Origin of the sequence: Agrobacterium sp. CCNWLW155, from assembly GCF_036888815.1 — a bacterium.
Taxonomy (GTDB): domain Bacteria; phylum Pseudomonadota; class Alphaproteobacteria; order Rhizobiales; family Rhizobiaceae; genus Agrobacterium; species Agrobacterium radiobacter.
In genome coordinates this window covers 36,352-55,002 of record NZ_JBAKFW010000006.1, presented here as the reverse complement: position 1 = coordinate 55,002, position 18,651 = coordinate 36,352, and the positions used below count along the sequence as shown (strand labels likewise).

19 protein-coding genes are annotated in these 18,651 nt (G+C 61.6%); 7 read left to right on the top strand and 12 right to left on the bottom strand.

The annotated features are described in order from the left end of the window. Positions 1-2 precede the first annotated feature (2 nt). The 10 genes from V6S97_RS18415 to V6S97_RS18370 form a co-directional block, all read right to left on the bottom strand. On the bottom strand, positions 3-1,049 hold the full coding sequence (locus V6S97_RS18415) for a LacI family DNA-binding transcriptional regulator (protein ID WP_170318981.1): 1,047 nt from the start codon (positions 1,047-1,049) through the stop codon (positions 3-5). Positions 1,050-1,262: 213 nt separating this feature from the next. Then, the gene (locus V6S97_RS18410; protein ID WP_334427593.1) at positions 1,263-2,048 is read right to left on the bottom strand and encodes a TIM barrel protein; all 786 of its coding nucleotides are present in this window, start codon (positions 2,046-2,048) and stop codon (positions 1,263-1,265) included. Between the two features lie 8 nt (positions 2,049-2,056). After that, on the bottom strand, positions 2,057-3,067 hold the full coding sequence (locus tag V6S97_RS18405; protein ID WP_080864495.1) for a Gfo/Idh/MocA family protein: 1,011 nt from the start codon (positions 3,065-3,067) through the stop codon (positions 2,057-2,059). Between the two features lie 10 nt (positions 3,068-3,077). Beyond that, positions 3,078-3,977, bottom strand: a complete 900-nt coding sequence (locus V6S97_RS18400; RefSeq protein WP_080864496.1) for a sugar phosphate isomerase/epimerase family protein — start codon at positions 3,975-3,977, stop codon at positions 3,078-3,080. 166 nt (positions 3,978-4,143) lie between these two features. Further along, positions 4,144-5,058, bottom strand: a complete 915-nt coding sequence (locus V6S97_RS18395) for a substrate-binding domain-containing protein (protein ID WP_165920049.1) — start codon at positions 5,056-5,058, stop codon at positions 4,144-4,146. 151 nt (positions 5,059-5,209) lie between these two features. Then, entirely contained in the window at positions 5,210-6,151 is a 942-nt protein-coding gene (locus V6S97_RS18390; protein WP_112493843.1) for a sugar ABC transporter substrate-binding protein, read from the bottom strand. Positions 6,152-6,428: 277 nt separating this feature from the next. Further along, positions 6,429-7,457 carry a LacI family DNA-binding transcriptional regulator gene (locus V6S97_RS18385; protein ID WP_112493844.1) on the bottom strand — a complete coding sequence of 343 codons (1,029 nt, stop codon included), beginning with the start codon at positions 7,455-7,457 and terminating at the stop codon, positions 6,429-6,431. 435 nt (positions 7,458-7,892) lie between these two features. Then, positions 7,893-9,098: a 3-oxoadipyl-CoA thiolase gene (pcaF, locus tag V6S97_RS18380; protein ID WP_111829593.1), complete on the bottom strand. Its 1,206-nt coding sequence runs from the start codon at positions 9,096-9,098 to the stop codon at positions 7,893-7,895. A 10-nt stretch (positions 9,099-9,108) separates the two neighbouring features. Further along, positions 9,109-9,804 (bottom strand): CoA transferase subunit B, encoded by a 696-nt coding sequence (locus V6S97_RS18375; protein WP_003505518.1) that lies wholly within the window; start codon positions 9,802-9,804, stop codon positions 9,109-9,111. After that, entirely contained in the window at positions 9,801-10,508 is a 708-nt protein-coding gene (locus V6S97_RS18370; RefSeq protein ID WP_113076366.1) for a 3-oxoacid CoA-transferase subunit A, read from the bottom strand. The genes V6S97_RS18375 and V6S97_RS18370 overlap by 4 nt, the downstream gene beginning before the upstream one ends. A 136-nt stretch (positions 10,509-10,644) precedes the next feature. On the opposite strand from V6S97_RS18370, the gene V6S97_RS18365 reads away from it, so the two are divergent. After that, positions 10,645-11,406 carry an IclR family transcriptional regulator gene (locus tag V6S97_RS18365; RefSeq protein WP_334427592.1) on the top strand — a complete coding sequence of 254 codons (762 nt, stop codon included), beginning with the start codon at positions 10,645-10,647 and terminating at the stop codon, positions 11,404-11,406. On the opposite strand, the gene V6S97_RS18360 is transcribed toward V6S97_RS18365, so the two are convergent. Then, complete coding sequence (locus V6S97_RS18360) at positions 11,376-12,299, bottom strand: helix-turn-helix domain-containing protein (RefSeq protein WP_112346629.1); 924 nt, start codon at positions 12,297-12,299, stop codon at positions 11,376-11,378. The genes V6S97_RS18365 and V6S97_RS18360 overlap by 31 nt on opposite strands. Before the next feature lie 117 nt (positions 12,300-12,416). On the opposite strand from V6S97_RS18360, the gene pobA reads away from it, so the two are divergent. Then, the gene (pobA, locus tag V6S97_RS18355; RefSeq protein ID WP_334427591.1) at positions 12,417-13,589 is read left to right on the top strand and encodes a 4-hydroxybenzoate 3-monooxygenase; all 1,173 of its coding nucleotides are present in this window, start codon (positions 12,417-12,419) and stop codon (positions 13,587-13,589) included. Between the two features lie 128 nt (positions 13,590-13,717). Here the strand turns inward: pobA and pcaQ are convergent, their stop codons facing one another. Continuing rightward, positions 13,718-14,659, bottom strand: a complete 942-nt coding sequence (gene pcaQ, locus V6S97_RS18350; protein WP_080864504.1) for a pca operon transcription factor PcaQ — start codon at positions 14,657-14,659, stop codon at positions 13,718-13,720. 94 nt (positions 14,660-14,753) lie between these two features. Between pcaQ and pcaD the strand changes: the two genes are divergently transcribed. From pcaD to V6S97_RS18325, 5 genes are read left to right on the top strand one after another with little or no spacing between them, the layout of a single operon-like run. Beyond that, positions 14,754-15,551: a 3-oxoadipate enol-lactonase gene (gene pcaD / locus V6S97_RS18345; protein ID WP_334427590.1), complete on the top strand. Its 798-nt coding sequence runs from the start codon at positions 14,754-14,756 to the stop codon at positions 15,549-15,551. Between the two features lie 3 nt (positions 15,552-15,554). Further along, positions 15,555-15,974 (top strand): 4-carboxymuconolactone decarboxylase, encoded by a 420-nt coding sequence (gene pcaC, locus V6S97_RS18340; protein WP_020009036.1) that lies wholly within the window; start codon positions 15,555-15,557, stop codon positions 15,972-15,974. Then, the gene (gene pcaH / locus V6S97_RS18335) at positions 15,971-16,711 is read left to right on the top strand and encodes a protocatechuate 3,4-dioxygenase subunit beta (RefSeq protein ID WP_209823092.1); all 741 of its coding nucleotides are present in this window, start codon (positions 15,971-15,973) and stop codon (positions 16,709-16,711) included. The genes pcaC and pcaH overlap by 4 nt, the downstream gene beginning before the upstream one ends. A gap of 2 nt (positions 16,712-16,713) precedes the next feature. Further along, a complete protein-coding gene (gene pcaG, locus V6S97_RS18330) occupies positions 16,714-17,334 on the top strand; it encodes a protocatechuate 3,4-dioxygenase subunit alpha (RefSeq protein WP_020009037.1) in 621 nt (206 codons plus the stop codon). 12 nt (positions 17,335-17,346) lie between these two features. After that, positions 17,347-18,408: a 3-carboxy-cis,cis-muconate cycloisomerase gene (locus tag V6S97_RS18325; protein ID WP_334427589.1), complete on the top strand. Its 1,062-nt coding sequence runs from the start codon at positions 17,347-17,349 to the stop codon at positions 18,406-18,408. The last annotated feature ends 243 nt before the right edge of the window (positions 18,409-18,651 follow it).

Genomic DNA, 18,651 nt, shown 5'->3' with positions numbered 1-18,651 from the left:
CATCACTTGGGGGGCGGTGCGATGCTGCCCCTCAACACCAGCCGACAACCGAGCTCGAGCCGGTGCGCCGGACGTGTCGGATCGGCCGCCATAAGCCGCTGCTCCAGCAGCGCAAGCGCCGCACCGCCCAGCCTGTCAGCGGGCAACTGGATGGTGCTGAGTGGCGGCGCACTGAAGGCTGCCGGCATGATATCGTCAAACCCCAGCACCGAGATATCGTCCGGCACTCGAATTCCTGCCTCCGTCAGTGCCTTCAGACAACCGAGCGCCAGATTGTCGGCGGCGCAGAAAATGGCGGTGGCGTTTCTGAGCGGCTTGTCTTCGGCGAGCAGACGGCGGATGGCGGCTTCCCCCCATTCGGGCTCGTAACTTTCCACCTCGATGACCATATCGGCGGGAACTGTCAGGCCCGCCGCAAGAAAGGCGTCGCTATAACCGTCATAACGGCGGCGGATCGTCGTGCGGCCCTTCCAGGTAATGTGCAGAATATTGCGATGCCCGAGCGACAGCAGATGCTCGATACCAAGCCGCGCGCCAAAACGGTTCTCGGCCGTCACCGTATCGACGATCATGGCCGGATCCTCGCCATTGATGAGAACCACCGGCCGCGAAAGCGCCGACAGCGCCTCGACCAGCTGCGGCCTGTCATCGTTCAGGATCACGATGCCATCGACATTGTCTGCGTCCGCCGCCGCTGCCACCAAGGCGGGATCGAGCCGGCTCGTCGCGCTCACATAGGGAACGATACGAATGCCGCGCCGCTCGCATTCGCGCCGGAAGCCGTTCAGCATCGTCCAGCTGACCATGTTAAGATCGCTCTGCGGTGCCGCATCATTGGTCATGGCGAGCAACACGACGCGCAGGGTGGCGATCGTCGCCTTCTGCCTGCGGTTTTCGAGGTAGCCGAGCGTGCGGGCCGCCTCCAGCACCCGGTCGCGAACCTGCGTGGTCAACGGTGCGGTGCCATTGATGGCGTGCGAAGCCGTGCTCAGCGAAACATTCGCCTCCCGCGCCACGTCCTTAAGCGTCGTTTTCCTATCCGCTTTCATATAGGGAAAATTCAACCACTCTTCTTCAGACGGTGCGGGCAGAAAGCCTGCCTCGCGCAGTCGATCTGAAGAATACCCGTGCCTGTTTACTGCTCTCTAGTCAGCGGAAGACTACAGCATCATCCGTAAATGCGGAATTGATTTCTCTGGGTTTTTACCGATCGTTTATCCCCCGGGAACGCCGCCCGCAGCAAACCGCGGGCGGCAAGGCGGTCAAAGCGCCCGGGAGATATGGTCGATGCTATCCTTCAAGGCAGCGGCCGGATTCTTCAACGCATGCACTTCCGACGCAAAGGGTTCGAAGCTGTAAGGACCGTTATAACCGGCCGCCTGAAGCGTCCTGATCTGGGCGATATTTTCCAGGCGATCGCCGCCATCCACCAGCACACGGTGGGCGTCCAGCATATCGGCGACGGAGACGGCGGGGTCGGTTACGCCGGAAATATGCACGAGGCCGGTACGTTCGGGGAAGAACACCGTCTCGCCCGCAAGATGGTGGTGGAAGGTGTCGTGCACCAGCCTGTAGACATCACCGCCGCCTGCCGCGTCGATGGCCTTGATGGCCTCGGCCTTGGTGCGCAGCGACGAGACAGGAAAACCGAGCGGCTCGACAAAGCCGGTCAGTCCACGTTCCTCAAGGATCGGCTTCATGGCCGTCAGCGCGGCCACGAGATCATCGAACGAGACTTCCGTGCCGTCGTTGAGCGGGCACATGACCAGCGCCTTCGCACCACTTGCTGCTGCATAGTCCGCCATGGCAACGGCCCGTGCAGGTAGGTCGCCCGACCAGACGTTGAAGGGATAAAGCGCGTTGATCGAGATGATCGTCACGCCGGCCTTTTCGGCCGCCGCCTTCACGGCAGCCGGCTGCACCGTGCCGACGATGTCAGGCAGGTCGTTGCGGATTTCGACTTCGGTGAGGCCGAGTTCGCGGGCTGTCGCGAAGAACTCCTCAAGGGAGAGCTTCGGGGCGGTGATGTGGTTGATGGCGAAACGCATGAAAGACCTCACTGATAAAGGGCGGGACGCGTGGGAAGCTTAATTGCGACGGCTGCTCCGTCGGTCTCCTGCGCGGCGACGCAGGCGTCGGAGGTGATGGCCGCCACATAGCCGTCCCAGGAGCTGGGACCCGATGCCGTTCCCTTCGCCGCCGCGTGGATGAAGTCCTGCAATTCCACATCGTAGCTGGCGATGAAGCGATCCTTCCAGTCGGTGAGGATATCGTTCTGCAGCTTGGCGCCGAGGCGCGTCTGCACCGACATCGGCTCCGGCAGGCTGGCAATGCCGTCCTCGCCCACCACCTGGCACTGGATATCGTAACCGTAATGGCAGTTTACGAAGATTTCGACGTCGATGATCGTGCCCTTCGCCGTCTCCAGAATGACGATCTGCGGGTCCTTCAGCCGCGCATGGCTTCTGGCCGCCGAGCGGGGAAAGAGAACCCGGGCCGAAACATAGTCATCATCGAGCAGCCAGCGCAGCACGTCGATCTCGTGGATCATCGTGTCGTGGATCGCCATCGGGGTCACATATTGCTCCGGAACCGCCGGGTTGCGATGGGCGGCATGCACCATGATCGGCGCGCCTATCCTGTTGTCGACGGCCTGTTTCAACGCCACGTAACCGGCGTCATACCGGCGCATGAAACCCACCTGGACCAGCCGTCCGCCATGGGCCACCTCGGCATCGACGATGCGTCTTGCACCTTCCGCCGTTGTCGCCAGCGGCTTTTCGCAAAAGCAGGGCTTGCCGGCGGCGATTGCCGCCAGCACATATTGCTCATGCGTCGCGCCCCAGGAGGTGACGAGCACGGCATCCACATCGGGTGAGGCGATCAGCTCCTCGCCGGTGGCGAAGATTTCCGCGTCCGGGGCGATATCATCACGCACCGCTTCCGCCGATCCATGATTGACATCGCTCAGCGCGACGACCTTTGCGCCACCGAGGACCCTGTTGATGCGGCGGGCATGGTCGCGGCCGATGGCGCCGGTGCCGATAACACCAATTCTCACAGTCATTTTCAAAACCTCACTTCCGGTATTTTTCGATGTAATTGTTGATCTCGGCACACATGAACCGGCCCGATTCATCGGCCCTGTCCTCCCAGGCGAAGACGCAGGAGGTCATGATGCCATCGAAACCGATTTCGGAAAGCGTGCCGAAGAAGTCGTCCCATGGCACTTCGCCCTGGCCGATATTCAAGTGCTGGTGCACCCGCGCCTGCGTGCCCGGCGGATTGAGGATATAACGCAGCCCAGAGCTCGCCTTGTGGTTAAAGGTATCGCCCACATGCACATGCGCCAGCACATCCCTGGCTTCCCGCAGCATCGCCTTGGTGTCGTCGCCGAAATAGAAGGTATGCGGCGCGCAATAGAGGAATTTGACGTTCTTCGAATTGACGGTGCGGATGATGTCCAGCGCCGGCTGCAGCGTCTCGCACCAGTCTTCCGGATGCGGCTCGACATGCAGGTTGATGCCTTCGCGTTCGAAGATCGGCACCAGCTCTTCCATCGAGCGCCACCATGCATCCTCGCAGGCCTCGATCATCGAGCCGGTGTGGCAGCAATAACATGACCCCTTGTCGGGATGCGGTCCTCGGCCGAATTCGGAGTTCATCGTGTCGACCTCCAGTTCGATGGCGATCTCGATGGCGCGTTTCCAGTGTTTGACCGCCGCCTGCCGTTCGGTCTCGTCATTGGAGGCCCAGCGATACATCGGCAGCAGCGAGGCGATACCGACATCGGCCTCTTTCAGCGCCTTCTTGAAGGACCGGATGCGCTCGGGAAACACACGCGGCGCCTTGAACCATTCGAGGAAATCGGCGCGCGGGCTGAGTTCGATCCAGTCGAAGCCGAGTTCCTTCACTTTGGACGGGAGGGCTTCGAGGCTGAGATGGCGGTGCATGAAAGGGTCGATGGCGATGCGCATATACGCTTCCTTGTCATTATTGTCTGTCGAAGGGCCCTTGCGGGCCGGTTATGCAAGGCCGCGGTCCGGAAGAGGAGACCGCGGCCTTTGGCCGGCTTTTTTCGTGGGCGGCCATGTTTCTGCTCTGCTGACGGCATTCGGTCGGCATGCCGGCCAAAATTCCGGTTCAGTTCCGGGCCTGATATTCCCCAAGGTTTTCGGGCATCACCAGTTCGAAGGGCACCCAGAGGGTCTTTTCGACTTTTTCACCGGCAGCGGCTTTCACCGCCGTCTGAACGGATACTTCGCCCTGCTTCGTCGCGTTCTGGTAGACGGTGATGTCGAGATCGCCCGCCTGCATGGCGGCGAGGCCGTCAGGCGTGGCGTCGATGCCGGCGATGACGACATCCTTCATGGAAACGCCCGCAGCCTTCAGCGCCTGCGCGGCGCCGATCGCCATTTCATCATTGTTGGCGATGACGGCATCAAACTGCACACCCGCCGTCAGCCAGGAGGAGACGAGATCCTGCGCCTGCGTGCGGCTCCAGTTCGCCGTCTGCTTTTCGAGGATGTCGATCTTGCATTCCGGCCGGGAAAACACCGTTTCCACATCCTTGGTGCGCACCAGCGCCGCATGGTTTTCCAATGGTCCCATCAGGATGACGGCCTTGCCCTTGCCGCCCATCAGCTTGCAGGCCGCTTCCGCCTCCATGGTGCCGGAATCGAGTTCGTTGGAGCCGACAAAGGCAGCACCATCAGGCAGGCCGGTTTCCAGTTCGGCTGGCGGATGATTGACATAGACGAGAGGGATTTTTGCGGCGGACGCGGCTTTGGTGATCGCGGCCGTGGCGTCACCGTCAACGGCATTGACGATGATCGCGTCGACGCCATTGGCGATAAAATTCTGCACCTGATTGAGCTGCTTCGAGGGATCAAGCTGGGCGTCTTCCACCAGAAGCTCGATATTTTTATCGCGCCCGGCCTCGGCCCTGATGCCGTTAAGCAGGATCGTCAGAAACGGGTTGTCGAAAGACGTCATGGAGACCGCGACGCGGGTCTCGGCAAGAGCCGGCGTTGCGAAAATGCAGAGCGCCGTCGCCATCAGTAATTTTTTCAAGGTTTCCTCCCGCGGAAATCGCCGCTGGTTGCATCATCCTGTGTCGCCGGAGCCGGCCATTCCGCCCGCTCCGGCGCGTTCGGCCGCCCGGCGGCGCTCCCCGGGAGCGGAGAAGCCGCCTGGGCGAGGCCATGGCTCAGTTCTTGGCCTGATAGTTCTTGAGGTTCGCCGGCGTCACCAGTTCGAAGGGAACGAAGACCTTCTTGTCCACCGCATCGCCCTTGGCGAGTTTCAGCGCCGCATCCAGGGCACCCTTGCCCTGCCCGGCGGCATTCTGGAAAACACTCACATCCAGATCACCCGCCGCCATGGCGGCAAGCGCGTCCTGCGTGGCGTCGATACCGGCGATGATGACACTGTCCATCGACCGGCCGGCCGCCTTCAGAGATTGAATAGCGCCGATGGCCATTTCGTCATTGTTGGAAATGACGGCATCGAACTGCACCCCGGCAGAGAGCCAGTTGGTCATCAGATCCGACCCTTGAGTACGCGACCAGTTGGCGGATTGTTCCTCGACAAGCTTGATGAAGCTGCAATCGGGGGTGGCCACCACATCCTTGATATCCTGCGTGCGCATGCGGGCCGCCTGGTTGGAAAGCTCGCCCATCATCACCACCGCCTTCGCTTCCGTCTTGCCGGCCGCCTTCAGCAAACGGCAGACTTCCTGCGTCTGCAGGGTGCCCGACTGTTTTTCATCGGAGGCAACGAAGGCCTGTTTTTCCGGCAGGCTGTCGAGATTGACCGGCTGGCGGTTGACATAGACGAGCGGAATGCCGGCGGCCGCGGCGGCCTGCGAAAGGGCCACGGTCGCATCCGTATCCACCGGGTTGACGATGATGGCGTCGACGCCGGCGGCGACGAAGTTCTGCACCTGGCTCAGCTGTTTGCCGACATCGTTCTGCGCATCCTCGATCTGCAGCGAAACGCCGTTCATGCCCTTGGAATAATCGATCATGCCATTGCGCAGCACGGTCAGGAAATTGTCATCGAACAGGGCCATCGAAACGCCGATGGTCTCAGCCGACGCGGTGGTCGCCAGCATGGTGGCAAGCGTTGCAATCGCTAAATGTCTTTTCATGTCGTTCTCCTCCAAAACCCTTGAAAAGAAGCCGGCCACGCAAACTTCGTCACATCGTGCTGCAACCGCCGGCAAAGGAATACCGGTCACCGGAGACGGTCATCTGCGGCGTGCGGCAATCCTGAAACATCGTTGGTGTCGTGGACCAGCCTCCTGCCCGTTCCACATGCGCCCAAGATTTCCCAGTCCGCGCCCGGCGTCAACGGGTCAGCGCCAGCCGAAACCATCAAGGCTGATAGAAAGAGACGCGGAATTTATGATAGAATCCATCAAACCATCAAAGGCTTTCAGGAACCCATAGATGGGCGGGCACAAACCGCTGCCCCGGCGTTTCCGCCATGCCATGTTCTATGGTGTGCACCATGGTGGAGACGAGGTCCGTGCATAGTTCGCGAAGTGGCGTCTGGAATATGCCGCTGATACGCTTTTCCAGCAGCGCCTGACGTGACTCGGGCGTCAGTTCGTTGACAAGACAGACGATGCTCTCCTGCCGGTTTTCCTGCTGCAGGGCCTCTATCACGCCTTCCATGCCGCCGCCGACGCAATAGATGCCGACCAGATCCTTGTGTTTGGCGATGGTGTCCATGACAAGCTCATAGGTCAGCCGCCGGGTTTCCAGCGTGATCAGCGCGTCCATCACCTCGAATTCCGGCGCATATTCCCGCATATAGCTGCGAAAGCCGGTCTCGCGCAGCGAATGGCCGTGAAAGCGGTGACCGCCGAGCAGCAGAAGCACCTTGCCCTTGCTGCGCGCCAGCCGCGAGATCATCCAGGCCGCCGTGCGCCCCACTTTCATGTTGTTGGCGCCGAGATAGGCTTCCCGTACCCCCTGGGCGAAATCCGAAAGCAGCGAAAATGTGGGAATGCCCTTCGCCTTCAGGGCCTCCACGGCGGCAGTGACATCGTGATGGTCCGGCCCGGTGGCCGCCACGGCCTGCACACGGCCCTTCATGCCCGTTAAAAGGGCTGCAAGCTCGCTCGGCTCGCCCGACTGGGCGAATTCGATGCGCAGATTGAGATGGCGATCCCGGACGTTGCGCGCCGCAAGCTCCAACTCGTCGGCAAAGGTCTGGTAGAAGGCGTGCCGTTCCTTGCGCAGGATGATACCGAGACTATAGGAAGGCAGATCGGCCAGCATGCGCTGGCGAATGATGTTGGTTGCGTGAAAACCGATCTTCTCCGCCGCCTCGAACACCCGCCGGGAGGTTTCCTCACGCACTGGCAGCCGACCGTTCAGCACGCGGTCGACGGTGGCGACGCTGACGCCTGCGGCCTTTGCGACATCTGTGATGGTGGGACGTTTCATGCGGGCACCCCATAGACGGAAAGATTCCTGTCATGTCTTGCAAAACATGTCACGGATGGTGATGGAATCCAACATGTGCAAAGGGATAAGGGCGTGGAGTACTTTATCAGGGAATAATCGACCGGGGCCTGCATCGCAGGGCCGGCTTGCTTGGCCCAGCACGCCTCCTCCCCTCATCTCTGTGCTTGTCACAGATATCCAGCCAGCCCAAGTCCTTGGGCTGAAAGGAGTCCTTCCGCCGCGCAGACGCGCGTCGGCTGGATTCCTGTGACATGCACAGGAATGCGGGGGCTGGGATGTGTCAGAGCGAAAAAATCACCTGCCGAGTAACCTGAATGGCCACTGTCACACGTAAGGAAGCTGCGGCAGCAGGCATTCGTATCGTTTTACGGCGACATTCGCACCGTTCTCACGACGCCGAATGCCGCTGTCCCGTCAGACCCGCTCCAGCGCCACGGCAATACCCTGCCCGACGCCGATGCACATCGTGGCGAGCGCAAAACGCTTGCCGGTCAGCGAAAGTTCAAGCGCCGCGGTGCCGGCAATACGGGCGCCGGACATGCCGAGCGGATGGCCAAGCGCGATGGCGCCGCCATTCGCATTCACCCGCGCATCGTCATCCGCAATACCGAGCTGCCTCAGCGTCGCAAGGCCCTGGCTGGCGAAAGCCTCGTTCAACTCGATCACGTCAAGCTGTTCCTGCTTCAGCCCGAGCCGCGCCAAAAGCTTGGCCGAGGCCGGGGCCGGGCCGATGCCCATGACACGCGGCGGCACGCCGGCGGCGGCGCCGCCGAGAATGCGGGCGATCGGCGTCAGCCCGTATTTCTTCGCGGCTTCCGCCGATGCGACGATGAGTGCGGCCGCACCGTCATTGACGCCTGATGCGTTGCCCGCCGTCACCGTCGCGCCTTCGCGCCTGTTGACCGGCTTCAGCTTCGCCAGCGATTCGAGGCTTGTGGCGCGCGGATGTTCATCCTTCGATACCACCAGCGGATCGCCCTTGCGCTGCGGGATCGTCACCGGCACGATTTCCCTGTCCAGGCGACCATTGGCCTGTGCGTCGGCCGCCTTCTGCTGGCTGCGAACGGCGAAGGCGTCCTGATCCTCGCGGGAGACCTGATAATCAATGGCGACGTTATCCCCGGTTTCCGGCATGGAATCGACGCCATATTGCGCCTTCATCAGCGGATTGACGAAGCGCCAGCCGATGGTGGTGTCATAGATTTCGGCATTGCGGGAAAAGGCGCTCTCCGCCTTCGGCAGAACGAAGGGCGCGCGGCTCATGCTTTCGACGCCGCCGGCGATCATCAGTTCCGCCTCGCCTGATTTCACGGCGCGAGCGGCCGCGATGAGGGCGTCCATGCCCGAACCGCAAAGGCGATTGATGGTGGTTCCGGTAACCGAAACCGGCAGACCGGCGAGCAGCAGCGACATGCGTGCGACGTTGCGGTTATCCTCGCCCGCCTGGTTGGCGCAGCCGAAGATCACGTCTTCGACGGCTTCCCAGTCAACGGACGGGTTGCGCTCGACAAGCGCCTTCAGGGGAATTGCACCGAGATCGTCGGCCCGCACCGAAGAAAGCGCACCGCCGAAGCGGCCGATCGGCGTGCGGATATAGTCGCAGATGAATGCATCGGTCATCGGTTTTTCCTCACAGTTCCGGGGCGACGAGATCAACGACCTCGCCATCGACCGCCAAAGGCGCGCCGGTCATGGCCTGCAATTCCTCAAACGTCATCGACGGCAGTTTTTCACGCAGCACGAAACGGCCATCCACCACGTCGATGACGGCATGGCTGGTATAAATGCGGGTGATGCAGCCGACGCCGGTCAGCGGGAAGGCACATTTTTCAACGAGTTTCGGTTCGCCGTTCTTGGTCACATGTTCCGTAATGACGAAGACCTGCTTGGCGCCATGCACCAGATCCATCGCCCCGCCGACGGCCGGCACACCCTTGGAGCCGACACGCCAATTGGCGAGATCGCCATTCTGCGCCACCTGGTAGGCGCCGAGGATCGCCACATCCAGATGCCCGCCGCGCACCATGGCGAAGCTGTCGGCATGGTGGAAGAAGGCGGCACCGGGTTTCAGCGTCACGGCCTTCTTGCCGGCATTGATGAGATTCCAGTCCTCCTCGCCCTCCGGCGGCGCTTCGCCGAAATTCAGGATGCCGTTTTCAGTGTGGAAAATCGCCTGACGGCCGGGCGGCTGGTATCGCGCCACCATTTCCGGAAAGCCTATGCCGAGATTGACGTAAGCACCGTCCTCGATGTCCTGCGCCGCACGCCAGGCGATCTGGGCGTTGGAAAGCTTGATGTCTTCGCGGGTGTCGATGGTCGTGGTCATGCGTAGGCTACTCCCGCGCGAATGAGGACTTCTTCCTGTTGCGGATCGGGAATTTCCACGACGCCGTTCACGAAAATGCCGGGCGTGACGACCTGCTCCGGGTCGATCTCGCCGGCGGCGACGATCTTCGAGACCTGCGCGATGGTGGTCTTTGCAGCCATGCACATCAGCGGGTTAAAATTGCGGCCAGCCTTGTTGTAGGTGAGGTTGCCATAGGTATCGCCAAGCTCGGCCTTCACAATCGCGAAATCCGCCTTCAGCCAGCGCTCCTGCACGTAGGATCGCCCGTCGAATTCCGCGATGACCTTGCCTTCGGCCAATTCCGTGCCGAAGCCGGTGGGGGTGTAGAAGGCCGGAATGCCCGCGCCGCCGGCGCGGATGCGCTCGGCAAGCGTGCCCTGCGGCACCAGTTCCAGCTCGATGTCGCCTGCCAGATAGCGATCCGTAAAGGCGCGCGGATCGGAAGAGCGCGGGAAGGAGCAGATCATCTTCCTGACCATGCCGGCGTCGATCATCGCGGCGATGCCGATGCGGCCGTTGCCGGCATTGTTGTTGATGACCGTCAGGTTCTTCGGGCCCTTGTCGATCAGCGCATGGATCAGTTCGATGGGCGCGCCGGAGCCGCCGAAACCGCCGATCATGATCGTCGCACCGTCGCCGATGCCGGAAAGCGCCTCTTCAGCGCTCTTGATTGTCTTGTCCATTAAAACCTCCATCCAGCCGGACGGATGAAACCCGCAAGGCTGCCTGACCGTGAGGTAAATCCGAAACCACCTCGACGGCAAGGATTTTGTGCGTTATATGATTTTTGTTCGTATATCGCACAAATGGAGCCGTGACATGGCCGTCAACGAAAGAGACATAATGGGCGGTCTCGCCAAGGGATTGCGGGTGATCGAAGCCTTCAGCGCCGAGCGCCCGCGCCTGTCGATTTCCGATGCCGCCGAGATTGCCGGGCTGGACCGCGCCACGACACGGCGTTGCCTGCTCACGCTTTCGGAACTCGGTTATGCGGCTTATGACGGCAAGTTCTTTACCGTGACGCCGAAGGTGCTGCGGCTCGGCACCGGCTGTCTTGCCACCATGCCGCTGCCGCGCATCGTGCAGCCGCTGCTCGACCGGCTGTCGGAGGAAATCGGCCAGAGCACTTCCGTCTCCATTCTGGATGAGACCGAGATCGTTTATGTGGCCCGCGCCGCGCAGCAGCGGGTAATGTCGATTGCGCTGATGCCGGGTTCGCGCCTGCCGGCCTATTGCACCTCCATGGGCCGCGTTCTGCTTTCGGCGCAGACGGCCGAGCGGCAGCGCGACATTCTCGAAGCCTCCCGGCTGGTGGCGCGCACGGAAAAGACCATTATTGCCATGGACGCCCTGCTCGCCGAAATCGGGGCCACCGGCAATCGCGGTTATGCGCTGATCGATCAGGAGGTCGAGATCGGCCTTCGCTCCATCGCCGTGCCGCTGAAAAGCGTGCGTGGCCAGACGGTTGCCGCGCTCAATGTCGGGCTTGCCGCCTCGGTCGCCTCGATGGAGGATCTGGTGGAGCGATACCTGCCCGCCCTTCTTGCCGTTCAGCGCGAACTGGCAAGAATGCTGGTTTGAGACGACACCTGCCGGACGCCGGAATCCCCCATTTTCCGCTGCTCCGCCAACCGCCAGGCGCGCGGCGTCATGCCGGTCTCGCGCTTGAAGAACCGGTTGAAATAGGCCGGATCGGCAAAACCCAGTCCCTCGGCAATCATCTGCACGCTCGAGACCGTGAAGATCAGTTCCTGCTGGGCAATCTCGATCTGGCGTCTGGCGATCAGCCGCTGCAGGCTGAGGCCGGAAACGGAACGGACCAGGCGATTGAGATGTGTCTCGGAAAGACCGAGCTTCTTCCCATAAAACTCCGCTTTCTGCGGCTCGCGAATATGGCGCGCAATCAGTGACAGCAGCAATTCGAAACGCTGCTCGGCAAGACCTTCGCCGGTTCCCTCAAGCAGAGGCCGCGCCGCCCGCGCCAGAAGCGCCGTCACGATGGCGAACTGACCTTCGATGATGGCATCCCGGCCTGTTTCACGGGTTTCATATTCGGCGGAAATCTGTTCGAACCCGCTGCGCAGGCGTTCGCCATCGGCAAAATCCCGCAGCGGCAACAGGACCGGCCGCTGGAAATTCCGCAGCAACAGCGCCTGCACCGATGCCGGCAAGGCGCCCGGCAGCACGGTGACGATCACCCCGCCAATATCACGCGAAAACCGGAAGCCGTGTTCGAAACCCGGCGGGACGACAATGGCGACCGGCGGGTGGATCGCCTCGATGCGACCATCCAGCAGCGCATCGCCCTCACCGCCCCAAATGTACAAGATTTGTTGAAAGGCAGCGTGACGGTGCAGGCCGATTTCAAACCGGTGAAGGCTGCTTCTGGAAAAAAGCGTCTCGCAATGAAAGCGGAAATCAGTGCCTTGCACCGCTTCTTCGCCATACAAACCCTCACTTGCAGCAAGCCGCATGTTCCTTCGCTCCTCCTCACAATGGTCGGATTGTGCAATTTGCGGATCAGAAAGTCCATTGAGCTTTCCGCATCCCCTCGGCAATTTGTTGATAGGAGACAAGTTCGGGAGGAAACAATGCGCACCCAGGTCGTCATCATCGGCTCCGGCCCATCAGGGCTTCTGCTTGGCCAGCTTCTGGCCAGAGAAGGCGTCGAGACCGTCATTCTCGACCGGGTCAGCAAGGAGTACATCCTCGGCCGTGTCCGCGCCGGCGTGCTGGAAGAAGGCACGGTGCAGCTCATGGAAAAGGTCAGCGCGGATAAGCGCCTGCGCCGCGAAGGCCTGCCGCATGACGGTTTTTCTCTCACCTTCGACGGCCGCGACCACCGTATCGATCTCTTCGACCTGACCGGCGGCAGCCATGTGATGGTCTATGGCCAGACCGAGGTGACCCATGACCTGATGGATGTGCGCGACGCAGCCGGCCTCGTGACCATTTACGATGCATCTGATGTCGAGCCGCATGATTTCGATGGCGCCAGCCCCTATGCCACCTATCAGAAAGACGGCGTAACCCACCGTATCGATTGCGATTTCATCGCCGGCTGCGACGGTTTTCACGGGGTCAGCCGCAAATCGGTGCCTCAGGGCGCGATCAAGGAATTCGAGAAGGTCTATCCTTTCGGCTGGCTCGGCATTCTCGCTGACGTGCCCCCCGTCAACCACGAACTCATCTACGCCAACCATCCGCGTGGTTTTGCGCTCTGTTCCATGCGGTCGCACACGCGCAGCCGTTATTACATCCAATGCTCGCTGGACGACCGGCCGGAGGACTGGAGCGACGAGCGTTTCTGGGACGAAATCCGCCGCCGCCTGCCGGAAAACCATGCGGACGCGATGGTGACGGGCCCGTCCTTTGAAAAGTCCATCGCGCCGCTCCGCTCCTTCGTCTGCGAACCGATGCGGTTCGGCCGACTGTTCCTTGCCGGAGACGCCGCCCACATCGTGCCGCCCACCGGCGCCAAGGGCCTCAACCTCGCCGCCAGCGACGTGCATTATCTGAGCGAGGCGCTGATCGAATTTTACCGCGACCGGTCAGAGGCCGGCATCGACGGCTATTCGCAGAAGGCGCTGTCCCGCGTCTGGAAGGCCGTGCGTTTCTCGTGGTGGATGACGACGATGATGCATCGTTTCCCCGATACCGGAGATTTCGGCCAGCGCATACAGGAGGCGGAGCTGGATTACCTCGTGCAATCGCGCGCGGCGTCGACCGCGCTTGCGGAGAATTATGTCGGGCTTCCCTATTAGGAGGTCCACCAGACACGCGGCTTTTTATCTGCACCGTTTCCACACCCGTCACGCCGGGGCTGGATGCCGGATCAAGTCCGGCATGACGGAGGAAAGCTTCTCAGACTTTTCCACCCCCGCCCCTCGTATCAGGAACCAGCCTCCGGCCTCCCATCCAGCAACTCGCCCGCCGCCTCGCGGATGGCCTGCATCAGCAGCGAAAGCGGCAGCGTGGGCTGCGTATCGGCCCTCACCGTCAGCCCCACCGGGCCGCTGGTATCGCCGGTCTCAACAGGCAGGATTGCGAGAATACCATCCGCCACATCCGCCGCCACCACACCCTCCGAGATGATCCAGATCGCATCGCTGGTGCGCAGGAAGGCGCGGCCGAAGGCGTCCGATACGGTTTCGATGCGGATCGGCAGGGCCGGAACGCCGTTGGCGATCAGGAACTGCTCGACGACGGGGCCGATGACCGATTGCCGTGTCGGCATCAGCACCGGATATTCATGCAGGTGATCGAACACCGAAAGGCCGGGCGATAACAGCGGGTGGCCGGTGCGCACCACGAAGCGGACCTTTTCCGAATAGAGATGCTCAAAGGAAAAGCCCGCCATTTTCTGCGGCGCGGCCAGACGGCCGACAACAAGATCGAGATCGCCGACCCGCAACTGTTCCAGCAGCACGGCGTTTTCACCCGTGACGATCTTCACCGGGCTGCCGGTTTTCTCCGCCAGAAACCCGGCCATCGCCTTCGGCATGATTCGCACCGAAACCGTAGGCAAAGCGCCGACCCGCACCGGCGGACCGGCGCGCGCCGCCTCCTGCGAAACGGAATCAACCGCCTGCCGCAGCGCCGTCATTGTCGCACCGGCATGGCGCAGGAAGACCTCGCCATAACGGCTGATGCGGATGCCGCGTCCCTCCCGGTCGAACAGCGAGACACCGAGAATATCTTCCAGCTCACGGATCGTCTTCGTCACCGCCGGCTGGCTGACATGCAGGATTTCCGCAGCGCGGATGACGCTTTTCTGCCGCGCCACCTCAACGAAAGTCTGCAGGTGGCGGAACTTGATACGCTGATCGACCATCGCTCATATAATCCACAGGTTATGATTTTCATCGATAATGTCATTTTACTTAACCGGAACACGCTTGCAATATCCTTGGCAGGAGGAGCACATCATGCATTTTCTGCGCTGCGGCGAGACCGTGATCCATTATCGCGCCAAGGGATTGGACACAGGCAAGCCGGTCATCGCCTTCATCAATTCGCTCGGCACCGATTTCCGCATCTGGGATGCGGTAATCGAAGCGCTTGGCGATGATTATGCCTATGTGCTGCATGACAAGCGCGGCCACGGGCTCTCGGATGTCGGGCATGCCCCCTATTCCATCGACGATCACGCCGGTGACCTGATCGCGCTGCTCGATCATCTCGGCGTGAAAGGCGCAATCATCTGGGGCCTGTCTGTCGGCGGCCTGATTGCGCAGGGGCTTTATGCCCGCCGTCCCGATCTCGTCCACGCGCTTGTACTCAGCAACACCGCTCACAGGATCGGCACGGCCGAGATGTGGAATGCCCGCATTGAGAAGATCGCCGCAGACGGCCTTGCTTCGCTTATCGATCCTGTCATGGAACGCTGGTTCACACCCGCCTTCCGCCAGCCTGAGAATGCCGCCTATGCCGGCGCGCGTAACATGCTTTCGCAACAGCCGGAGGCCGGTTACAGCGGCACCTGCGCCGCCATCCGCGATGCGGATTTTACCGAAGAGGCCGGGCGAATCGCCGTGCCGACGCTCTGTGTGGCGGGCGATCAGGATGGCTCGACACCGCCGGAACTGGTGCAATCGCTGGCGGGCCTCATTCCCGCAAGCCGCTTCGTCACCATCGCCGGCTGCGGCCACATTCCCTGCCTTGAACAGCCGCTGGCCTACGCGCAGGCGGCTTGCATTTTTCTCAAGACCTTGCCGGAGCACTGACCGATGGCGGACCATATCGACAAGAACGAACGTTTCGAACAGGGCATGAAAACCCGCCGCTCCGTGCTCGGCGACGCCCATGTCGACCGGGCGCAGACCATGACGTCCGGCTTCGATCAGCCTTTCCAGCAGCTCATCACCGAAGCCGCCTGGGGAACGGTGTGGTCCGGCAACCACTGGACGAAGCGCGAGCGCTCGATGGTCACCATCGCCCTGCTCGCTGCGCTCGGTCAGGATGAGGAGCTGGCCATGCATGTGCGCGCCACCGCCAATACCGGCGCCACCGAAGCGGATATTCGCGAGGCGCTGCTGCATGTGGCGATCTATGCCGGCGTGCCCGCCGCCAACCACGCTTTCAAGATCGCCAAGCTTGCCCTGGCAGGTATGAAAGCCGATAGTTCCAGCGAGGAGGAGACAAAATGAGCAACCAACCGCCCGAAACCGGGCCGTTCTTCGCGCGCAACCGCGATACTCACCCGCTGGCCTATGCACCCGGATACAAGACCTCGATCCTGCGCTCGCCGCAGCGCGCTCTGATTTCGCTTGAGGGCACCAAGAGCGAGATCACCGGGCCGGTCTTCGGCCATGGCATGCTGAACCCGCTGGATAACGATCTCATCCTCAACTATGCCCGTCCCGGCGAGATGCCTGTTGGCCCCCGCATTCTGGTGCACGGCCGGGTGCTGGACGAACGCGGCCGCGGCGTGGATGGCGCACTGGTGGAATTCTGGCAGGCCAATGCCGGCGGCCGCTACCGCCACAAGAAGGAAAGCTACCTCGCCGCCATCGATCCGAATTTCGGCGGCGTCGGCCGCACGATCACGGACGAGAACGGTTATTACTGGTTCAAGACCATCCAGCCGGGTGCTTACCCCTGGCCGAACGGCGTCAATGACTGGCGGCCGGCCCATATTCACTTCTCCGTCTTCGGCCACGGTTTCGCCCAGCGCCTCATCACCCAGATGTATTTCGAAGGCGATCCGCTGATCTGGAAATGTCCGATCGTCAAGACCATTCCGGATGAGGATGCGATCAGAAGACTGATCGCGCCGCTGGACATGAATGCGACGCTGCCGATGGATATGCTGGCCTACAAGTTCGATATCGTCCTGCGCGGCCGCCGCTCGACCCTTTTCGAAAACCGCATGGAGGGCAACTGACCATGGTTCAGCCGCTCAACTATTTCAAGGAAACCGCCTCGCAGACGGCGGGCCCCTATGTGCATATCGGCTGCACGCCCAACTTCGTCGGCATCGAAGGCGTGTTCGAAAAGGATCTCGGTTCCGGCCCGCTTTATAACGACAAGGCGCGCGGCGAACGCATCAGCGTGCGCGGCACGGTCTATGACGGCGCGGGAATGCCGCTCAAAGACGCGCTGATCGAAATCTGGCAGGCCGATACCGACGGGTATTACAACAGCCCCAGCGAAACGCGCGGCAAGGCCGACCCGAATTTCATCGGCTGGGGCCGCTCGCCCGGCGACATGGATACCGGCGAATTCGTTTTCGAGACGATCAAGCCTGGTACGGTGCCGTTCCGCGACGGCCGGCCGATGGCGCCGCACATCACCTTCTGGATCGTTGCCCGCGGCATCAATATCGGCCTGCAGACCCGCATGTATTTCCCGGAAGAACAGGAGGCCAACGCCGCCGATCCGGTTCTTGCCCGTGTCGAGCAGAAGAGCCGCATCGCCACGCTTGTCGCCCAGAAGGAGCAAGGTAACGTCTATCGTTTCGATATCCGCCTTCAGGGCGAAGGCGAAACCGTGTTTTTCGATATTTGAGCGAGACGGACGATGAGCCTTTCCCCCTTCGAGCATCCGTTTCTGTCCGGCCTTTTCGGCGACAGTGAAATCGTCGAGCTGTTTTCGGCAAGAGCGGATATCGACGCCATGGTCCGTTTCGAGACGGGACTGGCGCAGGCGGAAGCGGAGGCCGGCATCATCTCCGAGGATGTGGCGGAAGCGATCGTCTCGGGACTTTCGGAGTTTGCCGCCGATATGACCGGGCTTCGCAACGGCGTCGCAAAGGACGGGGTTGTGGTTCCCGAACTCATCCGGCAGATGCGGGCCGCGGTCGCCGGTCAGGCGGCGGACAAGGCGCATTTCGGCGCGACCAGCCAGGATGTCATCGATACCAGCCTGATGCTGCGGTTGAAAATGGCGGCGGAAATCATCGCTGCCCGGCTCGGTCACCTCATCGACACGCTGGGAGACATTGCGGCCCGCGACGGCCATAACCCGTTGACGGGCTATACCCGCATGCAGGCCGCCATCGGCATCACCGTGGCCGACCGGGCAGCAAGCTGGATCGCGCCGCTGGAACGTCACCTGCTGCGTCTGGAAACCTTCACGCAGGGCGGTTTTTCCCTGCAGTTTGGCGGGGCTGCCGGCACGCTGGAAAAGCTCGGCGACAATGCCGAAGCGGTGCGCGCCGATCTTGCAAAACGGCTCGGCCTTGCAGACAGACAGCAATGGCAGAGCCAGCGCGACGGCATCGCCGAATTTGGCAATATTCTCTCGCTTATCACCGGTACGCTCGGCAAGTTCGGGCAGGATATCGCGCTGATGGCCGAACTCGGTGGGGAAATCCTTCTCTCCGGCGGCGGCGGCTCCTCTGCCATGCCGCACAAACAGAACCCGGTCAATGCCGAAACGCTGGTGACGCTCGCACGCTTTAATGCCGTGCAGATATCGGCGCTGCACCAGTCGCTGGTGCACGAACAGGAAAGGTCGGGCGCAGGCTGGATGCTGGAATGGCTGTCGCTTCCGCAAATGGTGACGGCAACGGGCGCCTCGCTGCTGATCGCCGAGCGATTGGCGGGGCAGATAGACAGGCTGGGCGCAGGCGAAAACTAGCCGCAAGGCGGTCGATTTGGTTTGCAGACAGGGCTTCCGGACACTGCCAAACGGCAGGCCGGAGGCGGCTCGGCGACGTGTGGAAAGCGCTTGCGCTTCTTCGCATTAGTCATTGATAAAAAAGACTTTATTCAAAAATACAGAGACTGAAAAAACAGCGCGGAAGCTGCTTTTTAACCGGACATATCGCTTGACACAAAAATGAACTAACTGGTACAAACATTAAGATTAACAGGACGCCGC

Coding starts and splice junctions, on each gene's coding strand:
- pcaH (WP_209823092.1), top strand. CDS start 15,971: ATGAGCAACCAACCGCCCGAAACCGGGCCGTTCTTCGCGCGCAACCGC.
- V6S97_RS18415 (WP_170318981.1), bottom strand. CDS start 1,049: ATGAAAGCGGATAGGAAAACGACGCTTAAGGACGTGGCGCGGGAGGCG.
- V6S97_RS18360 (WP_112346629.1), bottom strand. CDS start 12,299: ATGCGGCTTGCTGCAAGTGAGGGTTTGTATGGCGAAGAAGCGGTGCAA.
- V6S97_RS18390 (WP_112493843.1), bottom strand. CDS start 6,151: ATGAAAAGACATTTAGCGATTGCAACGCTTGCCACCATGCTGGCGACC.
- V6S97_RS18365 (WP_334427592.1), top strand. CDS start 10,645: ATGGCCGTCAACGAAAGAGACATAATGGGCGGTCTCGCCAAGGGATTG.
- V6S97_RS18370 (WP_113076366.1), bottom strand. CDS start 10,508: ATGGACAAGACAATCAAGAGCGCTGAAGAGGCGCTTTCCGGCATCGGC.
- V6S97_RS18385 (WP_112493844.1), bottom strand. CDS start 7,457: ATGAAACGTCCCACCATCACAGATGTCGCAAAGGCCGCAGGCGTCAGC.
- pobA (WP_334427591.1), top strand. CDS start 12,417: ATGCGCACCCAGGTCGTCATCATCGGCTCCGGCCCATCAGGGCTTCTG.
- pcaF (WP_111829593.1), bottom strand. CDS start 9,098: ATGACCGATGCATTCATCTGCGACTATATCCGCACGCCGATCGGCCGC.
- V6S97_RS18325 (WP_334427589.1), top strand. CDS start 17,347: ATGAGCCTTTCCCCCTTCGAGCATCCGTTTCTGTCCGGCCTTTTCGGC.
- pcaD (WP_334427590.1), top strand. CDS start 14,754: ATGCATTTTCTGCGCTGCGGCGAGACCGTGATCCATTATCGCGCCAAG.
- V6S97_RS18395 (WP_165920049.1), bottom strand. CDS start 5,058: ATGGCGACGGCGCTCTGCATTTTCGCAACGCCGGCTCTTGCCGAGACC.
- pcaQ (WP_080864504.1), bottom strand. CDS start 14,659: ATGGTCGATCAGCGTATCAAGTTCCGCCACCTGCAGACTTTCGTTGAG.
- V6S97_RS18410 (WP_334427593.1), bottom strand. CDS start 2,048: ATGCGTTTCGCCATCAACCACATCACCGCCCCGAAGCTCTCCCTTGAG.
- V6S97_RS18405 (WP_080864495.1), bottom strand. CDS start 3,067: ATGACTGTGAGAATTGGTGTTATCGGCACCGGCGCCATCGGCCGCGAC.
- V6S97_RS18400 (WP_080864496.1), bottom strand. CDS start 3,977: ATGCGCATCGCCATCGACCCTTTCATGCACCGCCATCTCAGCCTCGAA.
- pcaC (WP_020009036.1), top strand. CDS start 15,555: ATGGCGGACCATATCGACAAGAACGAACGTTTCGAACAGGGCATGAAA.
- V6S97_RS18375 (WP_003505518.1), bottom strand. CDS start 9,804: ATGACCACGACCATCGACACCCGCGAAGACATCAAGCTTTCCAACGCC.
- pcaG (WP_020009037.1), top strand. CDS start 16,714: ATGGTTCAGCCGCTCAACTATTTCAAGGAAACCGCCTCGCAGACGGCG.